11 protein-coding genes, 1 tRNA gene and 2 pseudogenes are annotated in these 15561 nt (G+C 59.6%); 6 read left to right on the top strand and 8 right to left on the bottom strand.

Features of this window, described 5'->3' with window-relative positions; translation table 11 throughout:
* Window positions 1-158: 158 nt before the first annotated feature.
* Genes FHT75_RS07380 through FHT75_RS07390 form a run of 3 tightly spaced genes read right to left on the bottom strand, consistent with a single transcriptional unit; the run spans window position 159 to window position 3252 of the window.
* A complete protein-coding gene (locus FHT75_RS07380) occupies window positions 159-1883 on the bottom strand; it encodes an SDR family oxidoreductase (RefSeq protein ID WP_183844709.1) in 1725 nt (574 codons plus the stop codon).
* A complete protein-coding gene (locus FHT75_RS07385) occupies window positions 1880-2332 on the bottom strand; it encodes a thiol-disulfide oxidoreductase DCC family protein (RefSeq protein WP_183844708.1) in 453 nt (150 codons plus the stop codon). The genes FHT75_RS07380 and FHT75_RS07385 overlap by 4 nt, the downstream gene beginning before the upstream one ends.
* Before the next feature lie 2 nt (window positions 2333-2334).
* Complete coding sequence (locus FHT75_RS07390) at window positions 2335-3252, bottom strand: MBL fold metallo-hydrolase (protein WP_183844707.1); 918 nt, start codon at window positions 3250-3252, stop codon at window positions 2335-2337.
* Window positions 3253-3414: 162 nt separating this feature from the next.
* On the opposite strand from FHT75_RS07390, the gene FHT75_RS07395 reads away from it, so the two are divergent.
* A tRNA-Gln gene (locus tag FHT75_RS07395) sits at window positions 3415-3488 on the top strand.
* A gap of 65 nt (window positions 3489-3553) precedes the next feature.
* Here the strand turns inward: FHT75_RS07395 and FHT75_RS07400 are convergent.
* On the bottom strand, window positions 3554-6208 hold the full coding sequence (locus tag FHT75_RS07400) for an SIR2 family protein (protein WP_183844706.1): 2655 nt from the start codon (window positions 6206-6208) through the stop codon (window positions 3554-3556).
* Window positions 6171-6418: pseudogene (locus FHT75_RS35760) on the bottom strand (daunorubicin C-13 ketoreductase); the annotation flags it as partial. The gene FHT75_RS07400 and the pseudogene FHT75_RS35760, both read right to left, overlap by 38 nt.
* 61 nt (window positions 6419-6479) lie before the next feature.
* Between FHT75_RS35760 and FHT75_RS07405 the strand changes: the two are divergent.
* Together FHT75_RS07405 and FHT75_RS07410 are read left to right on the top strand one after the other, a co-directional pair.
* Window positions 6480-7430: a DUF5655 domain-containing protein gene (locus FHT75_RS07405; protein ID WP_183844705.1), complete on the top strand. Its 951-nt coding sequence runs from the start codon at window positions 6480-6482 to the stop codon at window positions 7428-7430.
* Window positions 7427-8251, top strand: coding sequence for a DUF429 domain-containing protein (locus tag FHT75_RS07410; protein WP_183844743.1), 825 nt, complete (start codon window positions 7427-7429; stop codon window positions 8249-8251). Before FHT75_RS07405 ends, FHT75_RS07410 begins: the two co-directional genes overlap by 4 nt.
* 22 nt (window positions 8252-8273) lie before the next feature.
* Here FHT75_RS07410 and FHT75_RS07415 read toward each other — a convergent pair whose 3' ends face one another.
* Both FHT75_RS07415 and FHT75_RS07420 read right to left on the bottom strand, forming a co-directional pair.
* Complete coding sequence (locus FHT75_RS07415) at window positions 8274-9053, bottom strand: SDR family NAD(P)-dependent oxidoreductase (protein ID WP_183844704.1); 780 nt, start codon at window positions 9051-9053, stop codon at window positions 8274-8276.
* Window positions 9054-9462: 409 nt separating this feature from the next.
* The gene (locus FHT75_RS07420) at window positions 9463-10077 is read right to left on the bottom strand and encodes a TetR/AcrR family transcriptional regulator (protein ID WP_183844703.1); all 615 of its coding nucleotides are present in this window, start codon (window positions 10075-10077) and stop codon (window positions 9463-9465) included.
* A 111-nt stretch (window positions 10078-10188) separates the two neighbouring features.
* Between FHT75_RS07420 and FHT75_RS07425 the strand changes: the two genes are divergently transcribed.
* The 3 genes from FHT75_RS07425 (at window position 10189) to FHT75_RS07435 (ending at window position 14695) form a co-directional block, all read left to right on the top strand.
* The gene (locus FHT75_RS07425; protein ID WP_183844702.1) at window positions 10189-10875 is read left to right on the top strand and encodes a PspA/IM30 family protein; all 687 of its coding nucleotides are present in this window, start codon (window positions 10189-10191) and stop codon (window positions 10873-10875) included.
* A gap of 49 nt (window positions 10876-10924) precedes the next feature.
* The gene (locus tag FHT75_RS07430) at window positions 10925-11206 is read left to right on the top strand and encodes a YiaA/YiaB family inner membrane protein (RefSeq protein ID WP_003546080.1); all 282 of its coding nucleotides are present in this window, start codon (window positions 10925-10927) and stop codon (window positions 11204-11206) included.
* A gap of 93 nt (window positions 11207-11299) precedes the next feature.
* Window positions 11300-14695, top strand: a complete 3396-nt coding sequence (locus FHT75_RS07435; protein WP_183844701.1) for an acyl-[ACP]--phospholipid O-acyltransferase — start codon at window positions 11300-11302, stop codon at window positions 14693-14695.
* Between the two features lie 379 nt (window positions 14696-15074).
* Here FHT75_RS07435 and FHT75_RS07440 read toward each other — a convergent pair.
* Window positions 15075-15359, bottom strand: a pseudogene (locus FHT75_RS07440) (GIY-YIG nuclease family protein).
* Between the last annotated feature and the right edge of the window lie 202 nt (window positions 15360-15561).

Below are 15561 nucleotides of genomic sequence, written 5' to 3' on the forward strand. Positions count from 1 at the left end.
ACGCCCTGCGAGCCGCAGCCTCTTGATTCCCTCTTCTCCCCGAGAGGAGAAGAGATTTGCGGCAATCTCTCCGTTCCTCGCTCGCTCTCGCAGGGCTCGACCTCACTAAGGTTAGGGTGAGGGGCGGCTATCCGCGCAAACCAACAGGCACATCACCGTCACCCCTCCACCACCAACCACCCCGTATACCGCACCACCAACCCCGTCAGCCGCCCGCCGATCTCCACGTGGAAGTGGAACCGCCCATCCCGCTCCTCCTCATAGGTATCCCCGCCCGGCGCCAGAAACATCGGCAGCGGAATCCCGCAAAACCGCCAGCCCCGCACGACGAGCCGCAGCTTCTCCCCATCCGGCACCAGCGCCATCAGCACCCGGAACGGCCCGAACACCTCGGCGAGCAGATGCCGGTCGCGGCCCCGGCCTTCGGCCTGCCAGCTGCGGAACACCTTGCCGCCGAAATCCCGCGTCCAGATCTCCTTGTCGCCATCGGTCACGAAGCGCACCGTGACCGGCACATCCTCGCCCGCTGGGGGAAAGCCGATGACGCCTGCGACGATCCGCGCCAGCAGCCCGCCGCCGCGTTCGATCCGCGCCCGGCCGGAGGCAACGCGGGCGCCGCCGGCATGCAGGGCTGATAGGGCGGGCGGCAGCCGCTCCCAGGCACTGCCGAGAATCCTGTGGTAGAGCGGCAGGGGCGCCTCCTCGTTTTCCATCCGGATGCCGGATGTGATCTGAAAACGCCGGAAGGCCGCTTCGAAATCTGCAAGCTGCAATTCCCCCGCCGCCGGCCGGGCGCCATTCTCCGGCCGCGTGCCGGTCAGCAGCCGGCGCACCAGCGCGTCGACGCCGATGATGGGAATGAACGGCCCGTCATCACCTTCGGCAATCAGATGCCAGCCAGCTGTCAGCTTGCTCCCCGCGTCATCGACGCCGTCGACACGGACGAACATGCCGCCGCGATGTTCGCCGATCGCGAAAGCGTGGCTGGCGCGCTGCAGCAGCCGCGCAAACGGCAGCAGCGACGGCAGGAGCCGGAGGCGAACGAGCCGTGCCGCAAGGCTGAGCAAGTGCTGCAGCGGCTGCGGCTCGGTGCCGACACCGGTGAAGCTGGATTTGAGATCGGCAAGGTGCCCCGGCAGCAGCGCCAGATCCGGCGCATCCACCAGCAGGAATTTCCGGCTGCGCAGCGGCGGAACCCCCGGCGGCGCCACCGTCACCCGCATCGCATCGATCAGCCCGCGCCCGGCGGCCGGCCGCCCATCGCGCAGCACCGTGACCTTCCTGCCGGCATAGGTCGCGATCGCCCTGATGACATTGAGCCCGATCCGCACATGCGGCGAGGGGGCAATGCCGGCCGCGACACTGTCGATCCGCGAGAAATGCGGCGCCATCGCATCGAGTGCCGCGAAGGAGAGGGCGGGCAGGCTGCTGAGCCCCGAAAGCGCGAAGGTGCCCTTGGCCTTGGCCGCCGCACCGAGCCCACCGATGCCGGCGACGAAACCGGTGCTGTCGGCGATATCGGCATAATCGATGCCGAGGCCGATGCAGGCCTCGACCACCTTATAGGCATCCTTCCCGAAGATCTGGAACGGCCCCGAGGCATCGACGACGAGATGCGGCCGCAGCCGCGTCAGCTGTTCGGTGAGGTCGCCATCTCGGTCGAAGCTGACGGCCTGCACCATCGCGCCGAGATTGTTGCTTCCCAGCCCCTCGGCTCCATCTTTCGGCGTCCGCAGATCGGCAACGAAATCGTCAGCCTTTTCAAGCGAGCGCCCCGCAACCAAGAGCCTCAGCCGCGGCTCATCGCCAAGCAGCCGGGCAAGCCGCCCGCCAAACGTGCCGTAGCCGCCGATGATGAGCAGCGAAAACCGGTCGTCGCTCATGTGATGAAGCGGCTTCGCTGCTCCGGCGTCGGCACCATGCAGCTTTGCCGGCCGGCAATCTTCAGCCGGTTGCGGGCGATGAATTCATAGAGCGCATCGGCCGCCCGCCGCGGCAGCAGCCGGAAGATCTTGACCAGCGAATAAGGAAAGCCGAGCCCCGCCACCATGCGGATCGAGCCGTCTGATTTGAAGAAGGCGCGGCCGTTTTCGATCAGGATATTGGTCTCATAGTCGCGCCCGTGCAGCCCGTAATGCCGGTAGAGCGCTTCGCCGAGCGGCGTCTGCGCCGCCAGGAACCGGTATCGCTGCTGCCTGTCATGTTTCAGCGCGAATTTCACCCAGCCGGAGCAGAACACGCATTCGCCATCGAAGACGATCAACGGCCGGTCATCGGCGAAGGCGGGCACATTGGCATCGTCGCGATAGCTGTAATCGGCTCGGGGCGTCATCCCTATCTCCCTGTTGCCGGCCGGTAGAGGGCGGCAAGCGAAGGCGGCCCATCCGCTGCGATCTCGCCGCGCTCCAGGAGATCCTCGATATGGGCGAGCACGGAAAGCGCGGCCGCCTCATGCAGCTTCGGATCGGTGTCGCGATAGATCACCTTCACCATCTCGGATATCCGCCCATCGCCGGCCGTAACGCGCGCCAGCACCGCCCGCTCGCGCCTGAGGCGATGCGCCTTCAGCGCCTTGAGGAATCCGGCCGGTTCCGTCACCGGCCCGCCATGGCCGGGCAGCAGCAGCCGGTCGTCGCGTTCGATCAGCCGGTCGAGCGAGGCCATGTAATCCGCCATCGAACCATCCGGCGGCGCGACGATCGAGGTCGACCAGGCCATGACGTGATCGCCGGAGAACAGGATGTCGCGTCCCGCAAGCGCGAAGGCGGCATGATTGGCCGTATGCCCCGGCGTCAGCACCGCTCCGAGCGACCAGCCATCGCCCGATACGGTCTGACCGTCACCGAGCGTTATATCGGGCACAAAGGATAGATCCGAGCTTTCGGAGAAGGGATTGATCTCGCCCTCGCGCAGCGGCCGCGCCGGCCGGTGCGGCCCTTGCCCCACCGTCACCGCGCCCGTTGCCGCCTGCAGGCGCCTGGCCAGCGGCGAGTGGTCGCGATGCGTGTGGCTGACGACGATATGCGTCACCGCGCGCCCGCCAAGCGCCGCCATAAGTGCTGCAAAATGCGCCTCGTCCTCCGGGCCGGGATCGATGACCGCGACGGAAGAGGAGCCGACGATATAGCTGTTGGTGCCGAAAAAGGTGAAAGGGCCGGGATTGTTCACTGTCACCCGCTCGACCCCTGAAACCACCGGCACGGCCTGCCCATAGGCCGGCTCGAAAGCGAGGTCGAATGCGGGACTGTCCATGAAGGAATGATCTCAGGCCGATGACGTCGCCAATTCCTAGCACGACGGCGGGTGCTGCGCAGCGCATAAATCTGCGCCGGGTTAAACTTAGTCATTGTGACAGGCGAAGAGCTTTGCTAATCAGGCGTCGATTTGAGCAAGCGGTTTCCGCTCAAGCTCTGGTGGGGCGTCGCCAAGCGGTAAGGCAACGGTTTTTGGTACCGTCATCCCTGGTTCGAATCCAGGCGCCCCAGCCAGTTTCATCTGTTCCCATGCAAGAAGCTTGAAGGTCTGCGGGACCTTCAAGCTATTTCTAAATTGCCTACAGGGTCACGCCTCGGCTGGCCAGATAATCGGTTGCTAGCGCGGATGTCTTTTTCATCGTCATAGCGCAGCTCTCTGCCAACGTGTTGTGACCGGAGCTGCTCTTGCGAGAGTTATATTGTTTCAGAATTTCGGAGCACGATCGAATGATTGCTACCAAGTCCCCCGTCTCCAAATCTCCTACTCGACGTTCTAGAAAAGGCAGGTAGTTCTGTGCAACACGATAAGGGTTATTGCTTAACGGTTCGTCAGTCATCTGTTTTACGCAAATAGCATGAGCTCTATTAAATGCAGTCATGTAGTCGGTATAGTCATTAGACTTTGTTCTGCTCTCCAAAAGAAAGCGGGCAAATTGATTGTTCAAATGCCTGTTTTCTCGAAAACCAGACCGTTTCGAAAATGCGTAAGCGACATCGAAAAGCCGTTGCGCTTCCGGAAACTGATTCAGCGATATTCGACACATCGCATACTGTAGCCAGAATAGGGGATGCTCACGAGAATGATTTAATTCCTTAATATCTTCAAAATACTTCACCATATGTATAAGGCGTTTGTCGGACGATATGGCGCTCTCGACGAAACGAAACCTTGAGAAATTCTTATAAATGTATTCATACTGCTGGTCATTATTATGGATAACGTCGAGGTGCCTCATCGTCTTTGTCATTATGTCAATTACGAACGATGTTTCGATTAGCTTTTTGATGACATAATCCGAAAAAACAGACGACCTAATCGATATCTGCCCGCCACGGACCAGCGAAAAATCTCGTAGTTTTGCGGCGTGATCAGCGATTGCTGTTCGGGCATCGAATTGCACAAGTTCGCTGATAAGCGACAAGTCAGATCGCACCTGGGCGAGATTGAGCAGCTGAGAAATGACCAAAACAGCGCGTATTCGGTCTCGTTCTTCAGGGGAGCCTTTGAAATCCAAGATTTGCTGAATGCGCGACTTTATGGTGGGTGAGTCTAAAACCTCCAATATTACGAATCGCAACTCTCCGGAACAATCTTTCTCAATGAATCGTTTCTTTTGCTCAAATGGTAGCGCTTGCCTCGTACCCCACAGGGCATACTTATCAAGAAAAGTAATACAAGAAGTTACCTCGCCAGACTTCAGTTGATCTAGGCTGAAGAGCTCAAGCGTGTTGTCAAAAGCGTGTCTAATTTCACCTTCTTGAAGTTCTGTCTGGGATGTTCTGGCCGTTGCGATAATATAAATATCCTTCCGGCCGAGAGATAGAAGAGCCTTTATGGTGTCAATATGAGAAAATGCGTCATCAATAAGCAGAACAATCCTTCCATCTACATTTTTTAGTATAGGAATTTCCTTCAATAATAAGGATGAATTAGACGTTGCCCGATAAACAGAAAAATTTCGCGAGGCCAATTTATAGCCAATCAAATCTAAGAAAGTCGTTTTGCCATTGCCGGCATTCGAATATACAAGGACGTTGGAGATATTGGACTTAGAGATATTTTCTACAATATAATCAGAATCTTCTCTGTTTAGAGTATATGAGTATTGCTTTTTTATAATGTCGGATGCGAAAAGCTCATAATCCAGGCTTCCTGCCATCATGAAATTTGCAACGTCAATGTCGCGTAGCGGTTTCGCTGGATTGCTTGGACTCGTCACTTTTTCCCAGGCTGAAAGATAGTCAACCTTGGGAAATAACGGGCTTTCGTCAATTTCGTCTATTAAGTCTGCTAAGCCGTCAATGCCAAATTCGATGATCGTTCCAAATTGCTGCAGCTTCTTTTCTAGCGAGCGGCTAGGTTTTCCTTTTAATACAAAAAATATTCTATCCTTCATTCCTTCAAACGTATTCAATACGCGAGCTACATCCAGGTCAAAAAGCGAATATCCAGCAAAAATAATACATGGAGAAGTAATTATGTCATTACGGAATCGTTCTCCCCAAGGTGATCTGGAGAAATCGTCTGCAAAATATTGAGAGTCTGTAAGCTTTATTTCCTTTTTGAACTCAACAAAGCTCGCAGATTGAATGTATCCGTTAATGTGTATAACGGGAAGCGTGCGATAATCAACGTCAGCGGGCTGTTTAAGAGGGGAGTAAATAGCATTTTGCTTTCCGCTTTTCCCCAGAGAAGTTTCCAGGACGTTATCGTAATTGGTAGTATAAATCTCCTTCCAGTTGAACTTGCATATTTTCTCCTGGGCCGACGTCACTGAGTGCACAACGTAAAAGGCCTTCAAGAGATTGTAGAGGCCATGTTCACCATGTTCGTCTTCATAGAGATCAGCCAGTGAGGAAAGATCGTTGCTGTCTTCTCCCAAGACGTCTTGAAAGTATTCAACTAATTTTTTGCCAGATGGAACATCGATCTCGTTGCCTTCAAGGTCGCGGCTCTTTGCCGTCGCCGAAAATCCCGCGCCGACAAAAAGGACACATTGCCGATTGCGATAGCTTCGCAATAAATTTTTAAGATTTTGAATGTGCTCCATTTCCTGAACCTTTAATTTGATATCCAGATAATAAGTTAGACCGACAATCTTGCTGTGAGCGTGGCCTCTTTTCAAGCCTGTGGTTGCGAATGAAGAGAAGCAAATCAATCCATACTGGTGTTGCGCGATATGTTCAAGTAGAGCATTATTGCTTATGTAGCGCATCCTGAAACGCAATGTCATTCACCCCCGGCTCGGCCTCTTGCTGCTGCCGATGACACCAATACTCACCGCTCCTTTCGCTGCTCCCGTATCGCTTGTCGCAAGCCAGGTCTGGGTGAGGTGCCCCATCTCCAGGTCATCGGGCGCGCCAGCGCCGCCCATTTTTGTCGGCACCCAGCCGGGGTCCACGGCGTTGCTCAGCACATCCGGCCAATGGCGGGCGACGGCGGCTGGACAGCGCTCTGGAAGCGACTACAAATTGCAACCAGTGTGATTCACATATGAGAGTGACGTGAGCGACATAAAGATATTTGAGGTTCGCGCGGGAGGTTTGACAGAACTGCCAGGTGCAGCTGTGCAGGTTGAGAAATCCCTCCAGGTTCTATTCGAGGCGAACCTTGAAACACTTCTCGGCATTCGCTTCCTGGCAAGTGAGCATTCTACCGGTCCCGTCCATGGTGGCCGGATCGATACGCTCGGGCTGGACGAGGACAACTCGCCAGTCATCATCGAATACAAGCGCGCAGTCAACGAGAATGTCATCAACCAGGGTCTCTTCTATCTCGACTGGTTGCTCGACCATCGCCGAGAGTTTCAGTGGCTGGTGATGGAGCGTTATGGAGCTGAGGCGGCCACGGCGGTCGACTGGTCGGCGCCTCGACTACTTTGCATTGCAGGCGACTTTACCCGTTACGATGAGCACGCGGTCAAGCAGATTGCTCGAAATATCGAGCTCATTCGATATCGTCGATTCGGCGAAGATCTCTTGATGATGGAGCTTGTTCACGCTCCGAAGACAGCCAGGGTGGTTGCACCGGAGGTTCGAAAAAGCGCGGGAGCGGAGAGTTCGTCAAAGGAAGAAGTGGATGAAGCCGATCCCTATTGGAGGAACCGGATGAGCTACCGCCTCTCTCAAGCTTCAGCAGAACTGAGGGATATCTACGACGCCGTGCAGCAATTCCTCGTGGGACTCGGCGACGACGTGCAGGTCAAGGAATTGCAGCAGTATACGGGCTTCAAGCGCATCAAGAATTTCGTTTGCTTGCAGGTCCACCCGCAGGACCGAATTGTAGTCGCCTACCTCAAGCTCGACCCTTCCACGATGGAACTTGAAGAAGGGTTCTCTCGCGATGTGACGAATATTGGCCATCACGGGACTGGCGATTTGAAGCTATCACTCAAGTTGATGGCGGATTTCGAGAGAGCACAGCCTCTGCTGCGGCGGGCGTATGAAGTGGGATAGCCTTGCACACCAGCTTCACCTCAATCGTCGGCTTTGACTCAGCCTGGACTGACAATCCAAGGGCTCCGGGAGCAATCTGTGTCATTCGACTAGATGGAGACGGCGCTCATCTGCATCTCGCGCCGCGGCTCGCCTCGTTTGCGCAGGCCCTGGATGTCATCGAGAGCGAGCGCAGCGATGCGCAGAAGTGCCTTATCGCACTAGATCAGCCAACAATCGTCCCGAACCTTACCGGCTCGCGTCCGGTCGACAAAGTGGCCGGATCTCTGATTTCCTGGATCGGAGGCGGCGTTCAGCCTGCGAGCCGGTCGAAGAAGGGTATGTTTGATGATGCCGCACCGATCTGGCGCTTCAAACAGACGTTGGGCGCGCAGGAGGAGCCGGAGTTGGCACGAGTGGCATCCAACGGTCTCTTCCTGATCGAGGTTTTTCCGGCGTTAGCACTGGCCGCTATTGAGGGTGCCTTTTGTTCAAGGCTTGCAGCTCCGAAATACAATCCTGTCAACCGGAGGCGCTTCAAGATTACCGATTGGCAGGCAGTGGCAGAAGCGGTCAGGCGTTTCGGCACGCTGAACTCGCTGCGGCACTTGGAGGACTGGTGTTCGGTAGCGGCGAGCTTTGAGGCGCCGAAGAAGGCCGACCAAGATAAGCTCGACGCACTAATCTGTGGCCTGATCGGGTTGCATTGGCTTGTTGCCCCGCGAGACCAATCGGTGATGATCGGCGACCTGGAGAGTGGCTATATGATTGCGCCTGCGACGCGAGGCGTGCATGAGAGATTGCGCGCTGCGGCGGGACAAAGGGGCGTGCCGATCGCGTGACTCTCGCGCATCTGCCATGGGTCTAAACGCGCTCTTCGAACAGCCGGACGCCAGTCAACTCCGCAAGCTTCTCGATCAACGCTTCCTGAAACCCAAGATCGCCAATCTCCGCCGCCGCATCCCGCCGCTGCCGATGATACCAATACCCGCCGCTGACCTTCGCGGCTTCGTCCTCGCTCGTCGCAAGCCACGTCTGCGTAAGATGCCCCATCTCAAGGTCATCGGGCGCGCCGGCGCCGCCCATCTTTGTCGGCACCCAGCCGGGATCGACCGCGTTGCTGAGAACATCCGGCCAATGGCGGGCGATGGCGGCGGCGAGGGTGGCGATGTAGAGCTTGCTTTCCGAGTAGGCCTGGCTGGCGTTCCACGGCCGCTTCTTCCAGTCGATATCGTCAAGGGCGTTGCTGCCGCTGCGATGCATGCCGCTGCTGAGATAGATCAGGCGATCAGGGCGGGTGATCCAGGCGGTGAGCAGATAGGGGGCAAGCACATTCACCGCCAGCGTCTTGGCGTGACCTTCCGACGTTTCGCCCCGGCTCCGCTCGAGGTAGATGCCGGCATTGTGGATGACGGCGTCCATGCGGCCGATGGCGTTGACCTGCTCGGCGATCGAGCGCGTTTCCGTGGCGCTGGCGAGATCGCCGATGACGATGCCGAGGGCGGTGGGCGAAATCTCGGCGAGGGCGGCGGCGCGCTCGCTGGAGCGGGCGTGCAGCACGACGTCGTGGCCCTCCTTCATCAGGGTGCGGGCGGCGGCGAGGCCGAGGCCATCGGTGGAACCGGTGATGAAGATGCGGCTCATGGGGTCTCCCTTCGCGGTGGTGTGGAGGGCAGAGAGTGCTTGGGTAGGGGTGCTTGGGTCAAGGTGGGATGGTGGACAAGTCCGCCAGCGAGTGGGTGCGGTTTTGCAGATTGGTTGCCACCTATTCCGTCATCCTCGGGCTTGACCCGAGGATCCATACGCAGCACTCGACGTACATGAGTTCACGCATAGGATGCCCCCTGCCGCTCCGTCTGTCGACGGCGAGCACAATGCTCGGGGCATGGATCCTCGGGTCAAGCCCGAGGATGACGGAGGAGGTGGTGGGGCTCGGCGAAAAACGGCGGCGCCATGGATCCCAGGCTCAAGGCCTGGGATGACGGAGTGTGTGGTGATGCGGCGGCCAAACCACGGTTTGTTGCCTCCGCCCCTCACTCCACCCAGCGCCACCTCACATACTCTCCCGCCGCCGTTCCGCCCCCGCCGCGATCGTCTGCACCAGCTCATCCACCTCCCGCGCCAGCCGCTCCAGCGGCAGGCCGACGAAGCGGCCTTCGAGGCTGATGCTGACGACGCCATGCACTGCGCCGAAGAGGGTGCGGGCGCGGATGGCGCGGTCTTCGGGGGGCATGTCGGGTTGCAGTTCGGCCAGTGGTTCGGCGATCACGTCCATGAGGAAGAGGTGTTCGTCGAGGTGCCATTGCGGCGTCGGGCTCGATTCCGGCGGGAAGTGCTCGAACAGCGCCTTCCAGAGGTTCCGGTGCTCGACGGCGAAGTTCAAGTAGCCCTGCGCCAGGTTGCGCAGCCGGTCGGTCGGCGGCCGGTCCTTGGTTTCATCAAGGGTGAGCCTCGCCTCCAGCGCTTTCAGCGTTCCCGAATTGACGTGGATGACGAGCTCGGCGAGGTCTGAAAACACCGTGTAGAGGCCGCCGAGCGCGCAGCCGGCATCCTGGGTGATGTCGCGGGCCCGGAGATTGGTGAGCCCGTCCCTGGCGATCCGCTCGCGCGCCGCCTCGATCAGCCGGGCCTTCAGGTCTTCGCGTTTTTCTTCTCGTCTGCCGGCCATTAACCATTCCACTTCGATTTTTTGAACGTCGTTCAAAATTTATCTTGAACGACGTTCATGATTCTGGCATAACACCTCTCGTGAACAACGTTCATAAACCGGAGGAAGGAAATGTTCAAACTGATTTCCATTTTGTTGCGGGGCAGGGCGCATGATGCCGAACAGGTTTTCGCCGACTGCCACGCCGTGCCGCTGCTTTCCCAGCAGATCCGCGATGCCGCCCAATCGATCCAGTCGGCCCGCCGCAGCGTCGCGGTCGCCATCGCCCAGAACGAGCAGGAGAAGGGGCAGCACGCAACGATCGTTGCCCGCATCGCCGATCTGGAGACCCGCGCCACCGCAGCCCTTGCCAAGGGCAATGAGGGCCTGGCCCGCGAGGCGGCCGAGGCGATCGCCTATCTCGAAGCCGAGCGCGATGCATCTGAGAAGGCGCAAGCGCAGTTCACCCAGGCGATCGACAAGCTGAAGGGGATCGTCCGGGCCTCCGAGGCGCGGCTGCAGGAGCTGCAGCGCGGCGAGCGGCTGGCCCGGGCGACGCAAGAGGCGCAGAAGCTCGATGTGTCAGTCGCCGGCCCGGGTTTTGCCACGCTTGACGATGCCGAGGAGACGCTGGCGCGGCTTCGCCTGCGCCAGAGCCAGAATGAGCTGACGGCCGCGGCGCTGAAGGACATGGAAGGCGCCATCCGCCCGGCCGGCATCATCGAAAAGCTTGCCAATGCCGGCTTCGGCGCGCCGCTGCGCTCATCCGCCGATGATGTGCTGGCGCGGCTGAAGAGCCGCATCACGCCTGCTGCCTGAAATTGCATCCATCCAACCATTCATCCATCGAACCATAGGGACCACTGATATGAACGACAGTTTCCAGAAACATTCCGCCAGCTGGGTCAGCTTCTCCTACATCTCCTTCGGCTCGGCCGCCTTCATGCTGGCGCTCGGCCTCTACATGATGCCGCTCGATCTCTGGGGCAAAGGCTATCTCGCCATGGGCATTCTGATGCTGGTGCAGACCACGGTGAACATCACCAAGACGCTGCGCGACAATGCCGAATCCGAGAAGCTGATCCGCAAGGTCGAGGATGCCCGCACCGAGAAACTCCTGGTCAAGTTCAATCGTAACGATGAAGATTGATCTTGGTTAACCACAGCGCAGAGTTGTTACCGCATTCAACTTTTGCGTAACAACTCTGTGGCCTTCTCTGCCAGTCGAAAGAGGGACGAGCCCGTGCAACACAATCTGATGACCTCCAGGAAATTCGCGCCGCTGTTCTGGACCCAGTTCCTGACGGCTTTCAACGACAATTTCCTCAAGAACACCCTGGTGTTCCTCATTCTCTTCAAGATGTCGGCCAGTGAAGGCGCCGCCCTGGTGACGCTTGCCGGCGTCATCCTCATCGTGCCCTTCCTGCTGCTCTCCGCACTCGGCGGCGAACTGGCCGACAAGCATGACAAGGCCAGGATTGCCGAGCTGCTGAAACGCTGCGAGATCGCGGTCGCCGCCCTTGCCGTTATCGGCCTGGCATTCTCTTCGATTTTTGTGTTGATGGCGGCGCTGTTCGGCTTCGGCATCGTCTCGGCGCTGTTCGGGCCGATCAAATACGGCATCCTGCCCGATCATCTCGAACGCCGCGACCTGCCGAAAGCCAATGCCTGGATCGAGGGCGGCACCTTCATCGCCATCCTCGCCGGCACGATCATCGCCGCGCTCGCCTTCTCGGGCGGCGACAATGTGCTGATCTTCGGCACGATGATGATGGGGCTTTCGGTGCTCTGCTGGCTGGCCAGCCGGATGATCCCGCCCACCGGCTCCAAGGCGCCGGATCTCGAAATCGACCGCAATGTCATCCGCTCCAGCTACACGCTCGTCAAGGAAATCCGCGAGGATAAACGCCTGTGGCGTTCGGCGCTGATGAACTGCTGGTTCTGGCTGGTCGGCGCCTTCGTTCTCTCCATCCTGCCGACCATGGTGACCGAGCTGCTCGGCGGCTCCGAGCTCGTCGTGCCGGCCTATCTCACCGTCTTTGCCATCGCCGTCGCTGTCGGCTCGGCCATTGCCGCCTGGATGTCGTCCGGCCGCATCGTGCTCTTGCCGGCCCCTGTCGGCACGGCGCTGCTCGGCCTCTTCAGCCTCGATCTCGCCTGGAACCTCTGGGGCCTGGCTTCCACAAGCCATGCAACGACGATCGTCGGTTTCTTCGCCGGCCAGAATACCATCCGCGTCGCCATCGATCTCGCCGGCATGGCCATATCAGGCGCCTTCATCGCCGTGCCCACTTTCGCCGCCTTGCAGACCTGGGCGCATGAGGACCGCCGCGCCCGCGTCATCGGCGCCGCCAATGTGCTGTCGGCGCTGTTCATCACCGTCGGCCTCGGCCTGGTCGCCGCGATCCAGGCGCTCGGCGCGTCCATTCCTCAGATCCTGATCGGCCTCGGCATCATCAATTTCGCCGTTGCCTGGCTGATGCTGAAGACGCTGCCGACCAATCCCTTCCGCGATTTCATCTCGATCCTGTTCCGCGCCTTCATGCGGCTGGAGGTCGAAGGGCTGGAGAATATCAAGAAGGCCGGCCGCGCGCCGATCATCGCGCTCAACCATGTCAGCCTGCTCGATGGCGCCCTGGCGCTTGCCATTACCGAGGAAGAGCCCACCTTTGCCGTCGACTACAAGATCGCCCAGGCCTGGTGGGTGCGCCCCTTCCTGAAGATGTGCAAATTCCTGCCGCTCGACCCGACCAAGCCGATGGCGACGCGCTCGCTGATCAAGGTGGTGCAGGATGGCAGCCCGATCGGCATCTTCCCCGAAGGCCGCCTGACGGTGACCGGCACGCTGATGAAGGTCTATGATGGCGCCGCCATGGTCGCCGACAAAACCGGCTCGATGGTCGTGCCGGTGAAGATCGACGGGCTGGAGAAGAGCTATCTCTCCTATCTCGACAATGGCAAGATCCGCCGCCGGCTGTTCCCCAAGGTCAAGGTCACCATTCTCGAGCCGGTGAAGCTCGAAGTGCCGCCGGAGCTGAAAGGCCGCAAGCGCCGCACGGCGGCCGGCGCCGCGCTCTACCAGGTGATGTCGAACCTGTTGTTCCGCACCGCCGATACCTCGTCGACCGTGCTCGACCGCGTCATTCAGGCAGGTGGCGAATTCGGCATGGGCAAGCTTGCCGTCGAAGATCCGGTCACCGGCCGGCTGACCTATGGCAAACTGCTCACGGGGGCGGCCGTGCTCGGCGCCAAGTTCCGCGCCCGTTTCCCGGAAACCAACCTCGGCGTCATGCTGCCGAATGCCAATGGTGCCGCCGCCACCCTTCTCGGCGTGATGACCGCGGGCAAGGTGCCGGCGATGCTGAACTTTACCGCCGGCGCCGCCAATATCCTCTCCGCCTGCAAGGCCGCCGAAGTCAGGCATGTGCTGACCTCGCGCGCCTTCGTCACCCAGGCCAAGCTCGGCCCTGTCATCGAAGAGATGGAAAAGCAGGTGACGATCGTCTGGCTCGATGATCTCCGGGCCGAAATCGGCCTCAAGGACAAGATCCTGGGTTATCTCAGGAAGGCACGGCCGCTGGTGAAGCGTAAGCCGGATGATCCGGCCGTCATCCTCTTCACCTCCGGCTCCGAGGGCACGCCGAAGGGCGTGGTGCTGACCCACCGCAACATTCTGTCGAATGCCGCCCAGGCCGCCGCCCGCATCGATTTCCACAGCGGCGACAAGGTGTTCAACATCCTGCCGGTGTTCCATTCCTTCGGGCTGACGGCCGGCACGGTGCTGCCGCTGATCTCGGGCGTGCCGGTCTATTTCTATCCGTCACCGCTGCATTACCGCATCGTGCCGGAGCTGATCTATGTCTCCAACGCCACGATCATCTTCGGCACCGATACCTTCCTCAACGGTTATTCCAGGACGGCGCATCCTTACGACTTCCGCTCGATCCGCTATATCTTCTCCGGCGCCGAGCCGGTGAAGGCCGCAACCCGCCAGACCTATATGGAAAAATTCGGCCTGCGCATCCTGGAAGGTTACGGCGTCACCGAGACCGCGCCTGTGATTTCGATCAACACGCCGATGTACAACAAGTCGGGCACGGTCGGCAAAATCCTGCCGGGCATGGAATGGAAGCTCGAACCGGTGCCCGGCATCGATGAGGGCGGCCGGCTGCATGTGCGCGGCGCCAATGTCATGGCCGGTTATCTCCGTGCCGAAAATCCCGGCGTGCTCGAGCCGCTCGCCGATGGCTGGCACGACACCGGCGACATCGTCACCATCGATGAGGACGGTTTCGTCAAGATCCGCGGCCGCGCCAAACGCTTCGCCAAGATCGGCGGCGAAATGATCTCGCTCGCCGCCGTCGAGACGCTGGCCGCCGAACTCTGGCCCGGCGCTCTCTCGGTCGTCTCCTCGCTGCCCGACGCCAAGAAAGGCGAGCGGCTGGTGCTCTTGACCGACGCCCCCACCGCCACCCGCGCCGAATTCCTCGCCTTCGCCAAATCCAAGGGCGCCATGGACATGATGGTCCCGGCCGAGGTCAATATCGGCAAGGTGCCGGTGCTGGGCTCCGGCAAGGTGGATTTCGTCGCGGCGCGGAAGCTGGCGGAAAGCGCGGTGCAGGCGGGGGAGGCGGCGTGAGGGCGTAGGGTTCGGGGGTCTCGCGTGGCCCCCGCTGGCCTGCCGGCCCTCGTGGCTCGACCTGGGATCCATGCGGCTGGCACTGGTGGACTGGGATGGCATCCAACTGGGGTAAATTTTGAAGCCGCGCGCTGGGTTGTGGATCCCAGGGTCAAGCCCTGGGATGACGGAGTTTGGGGAGGGCGATTGGCAAGAGGCGGGACGTCGGGATGAATTTCAGCAAGGTGCACGAGCCGTTTTGCATTGGCATGGCGTAAATCGGCAATCCGATAAATGCTGCACACTTCGCTATTTGTCGCACACGTTTCCCCCACCCTCCGTCATCCCAGGGCTTGACCCTGGGATCCATGCCCAGAGCACCCAGAAGACGCAGCCGGCATCACCACAACGTAAGATAAAGATCGTCCCACTCGGGATTCATGGCTTCGACCAGGTCGATCTTCCATTGCCGGTACCATCGCTTCAACGACTTCTCGCGCTGGATCGCACTGCCGATGTCCCAGTGTTCCTCATATCAGACGAGACGGGTGCATCCGTATTTCCAGGCAAAGCCCGGCGTCAGCCCCTCGCGATGCTCATAGATGCGGCGCTCCAGATCGGATGTTACGCCGATATAGAGCGTGCCATTTTTCTGGTTGGTGACGATGTAAACATATCCCGCCATTCCGGCAGAGTGCGTGGCTGTGGATCCCAGGGTCAAGCCCTGGGATGACGGAGTTTGGGGAGGGCAATTGGCAAGAGGCGGGACGTCTGGATGAATTTCAGCAAGGTGCACGAGCAGTTTTGCATTGGCATGGCGTAAATCGGCAATCCGATAAACGCTGCACACTTCGCTATTTGTCGCACACCTTTCCCCGCCCTCCGTC

It is taken from the genome of Rhizobium sp. BK112, from assembly GCF_014193215.1.
Taxonomy (GTDB): Bacteria; Pseudomonadota; Alphaproteobacteria; order Rhizobiales; family Rhizobiaceae; genus Rhizobium; species Rhizobium anhuiense.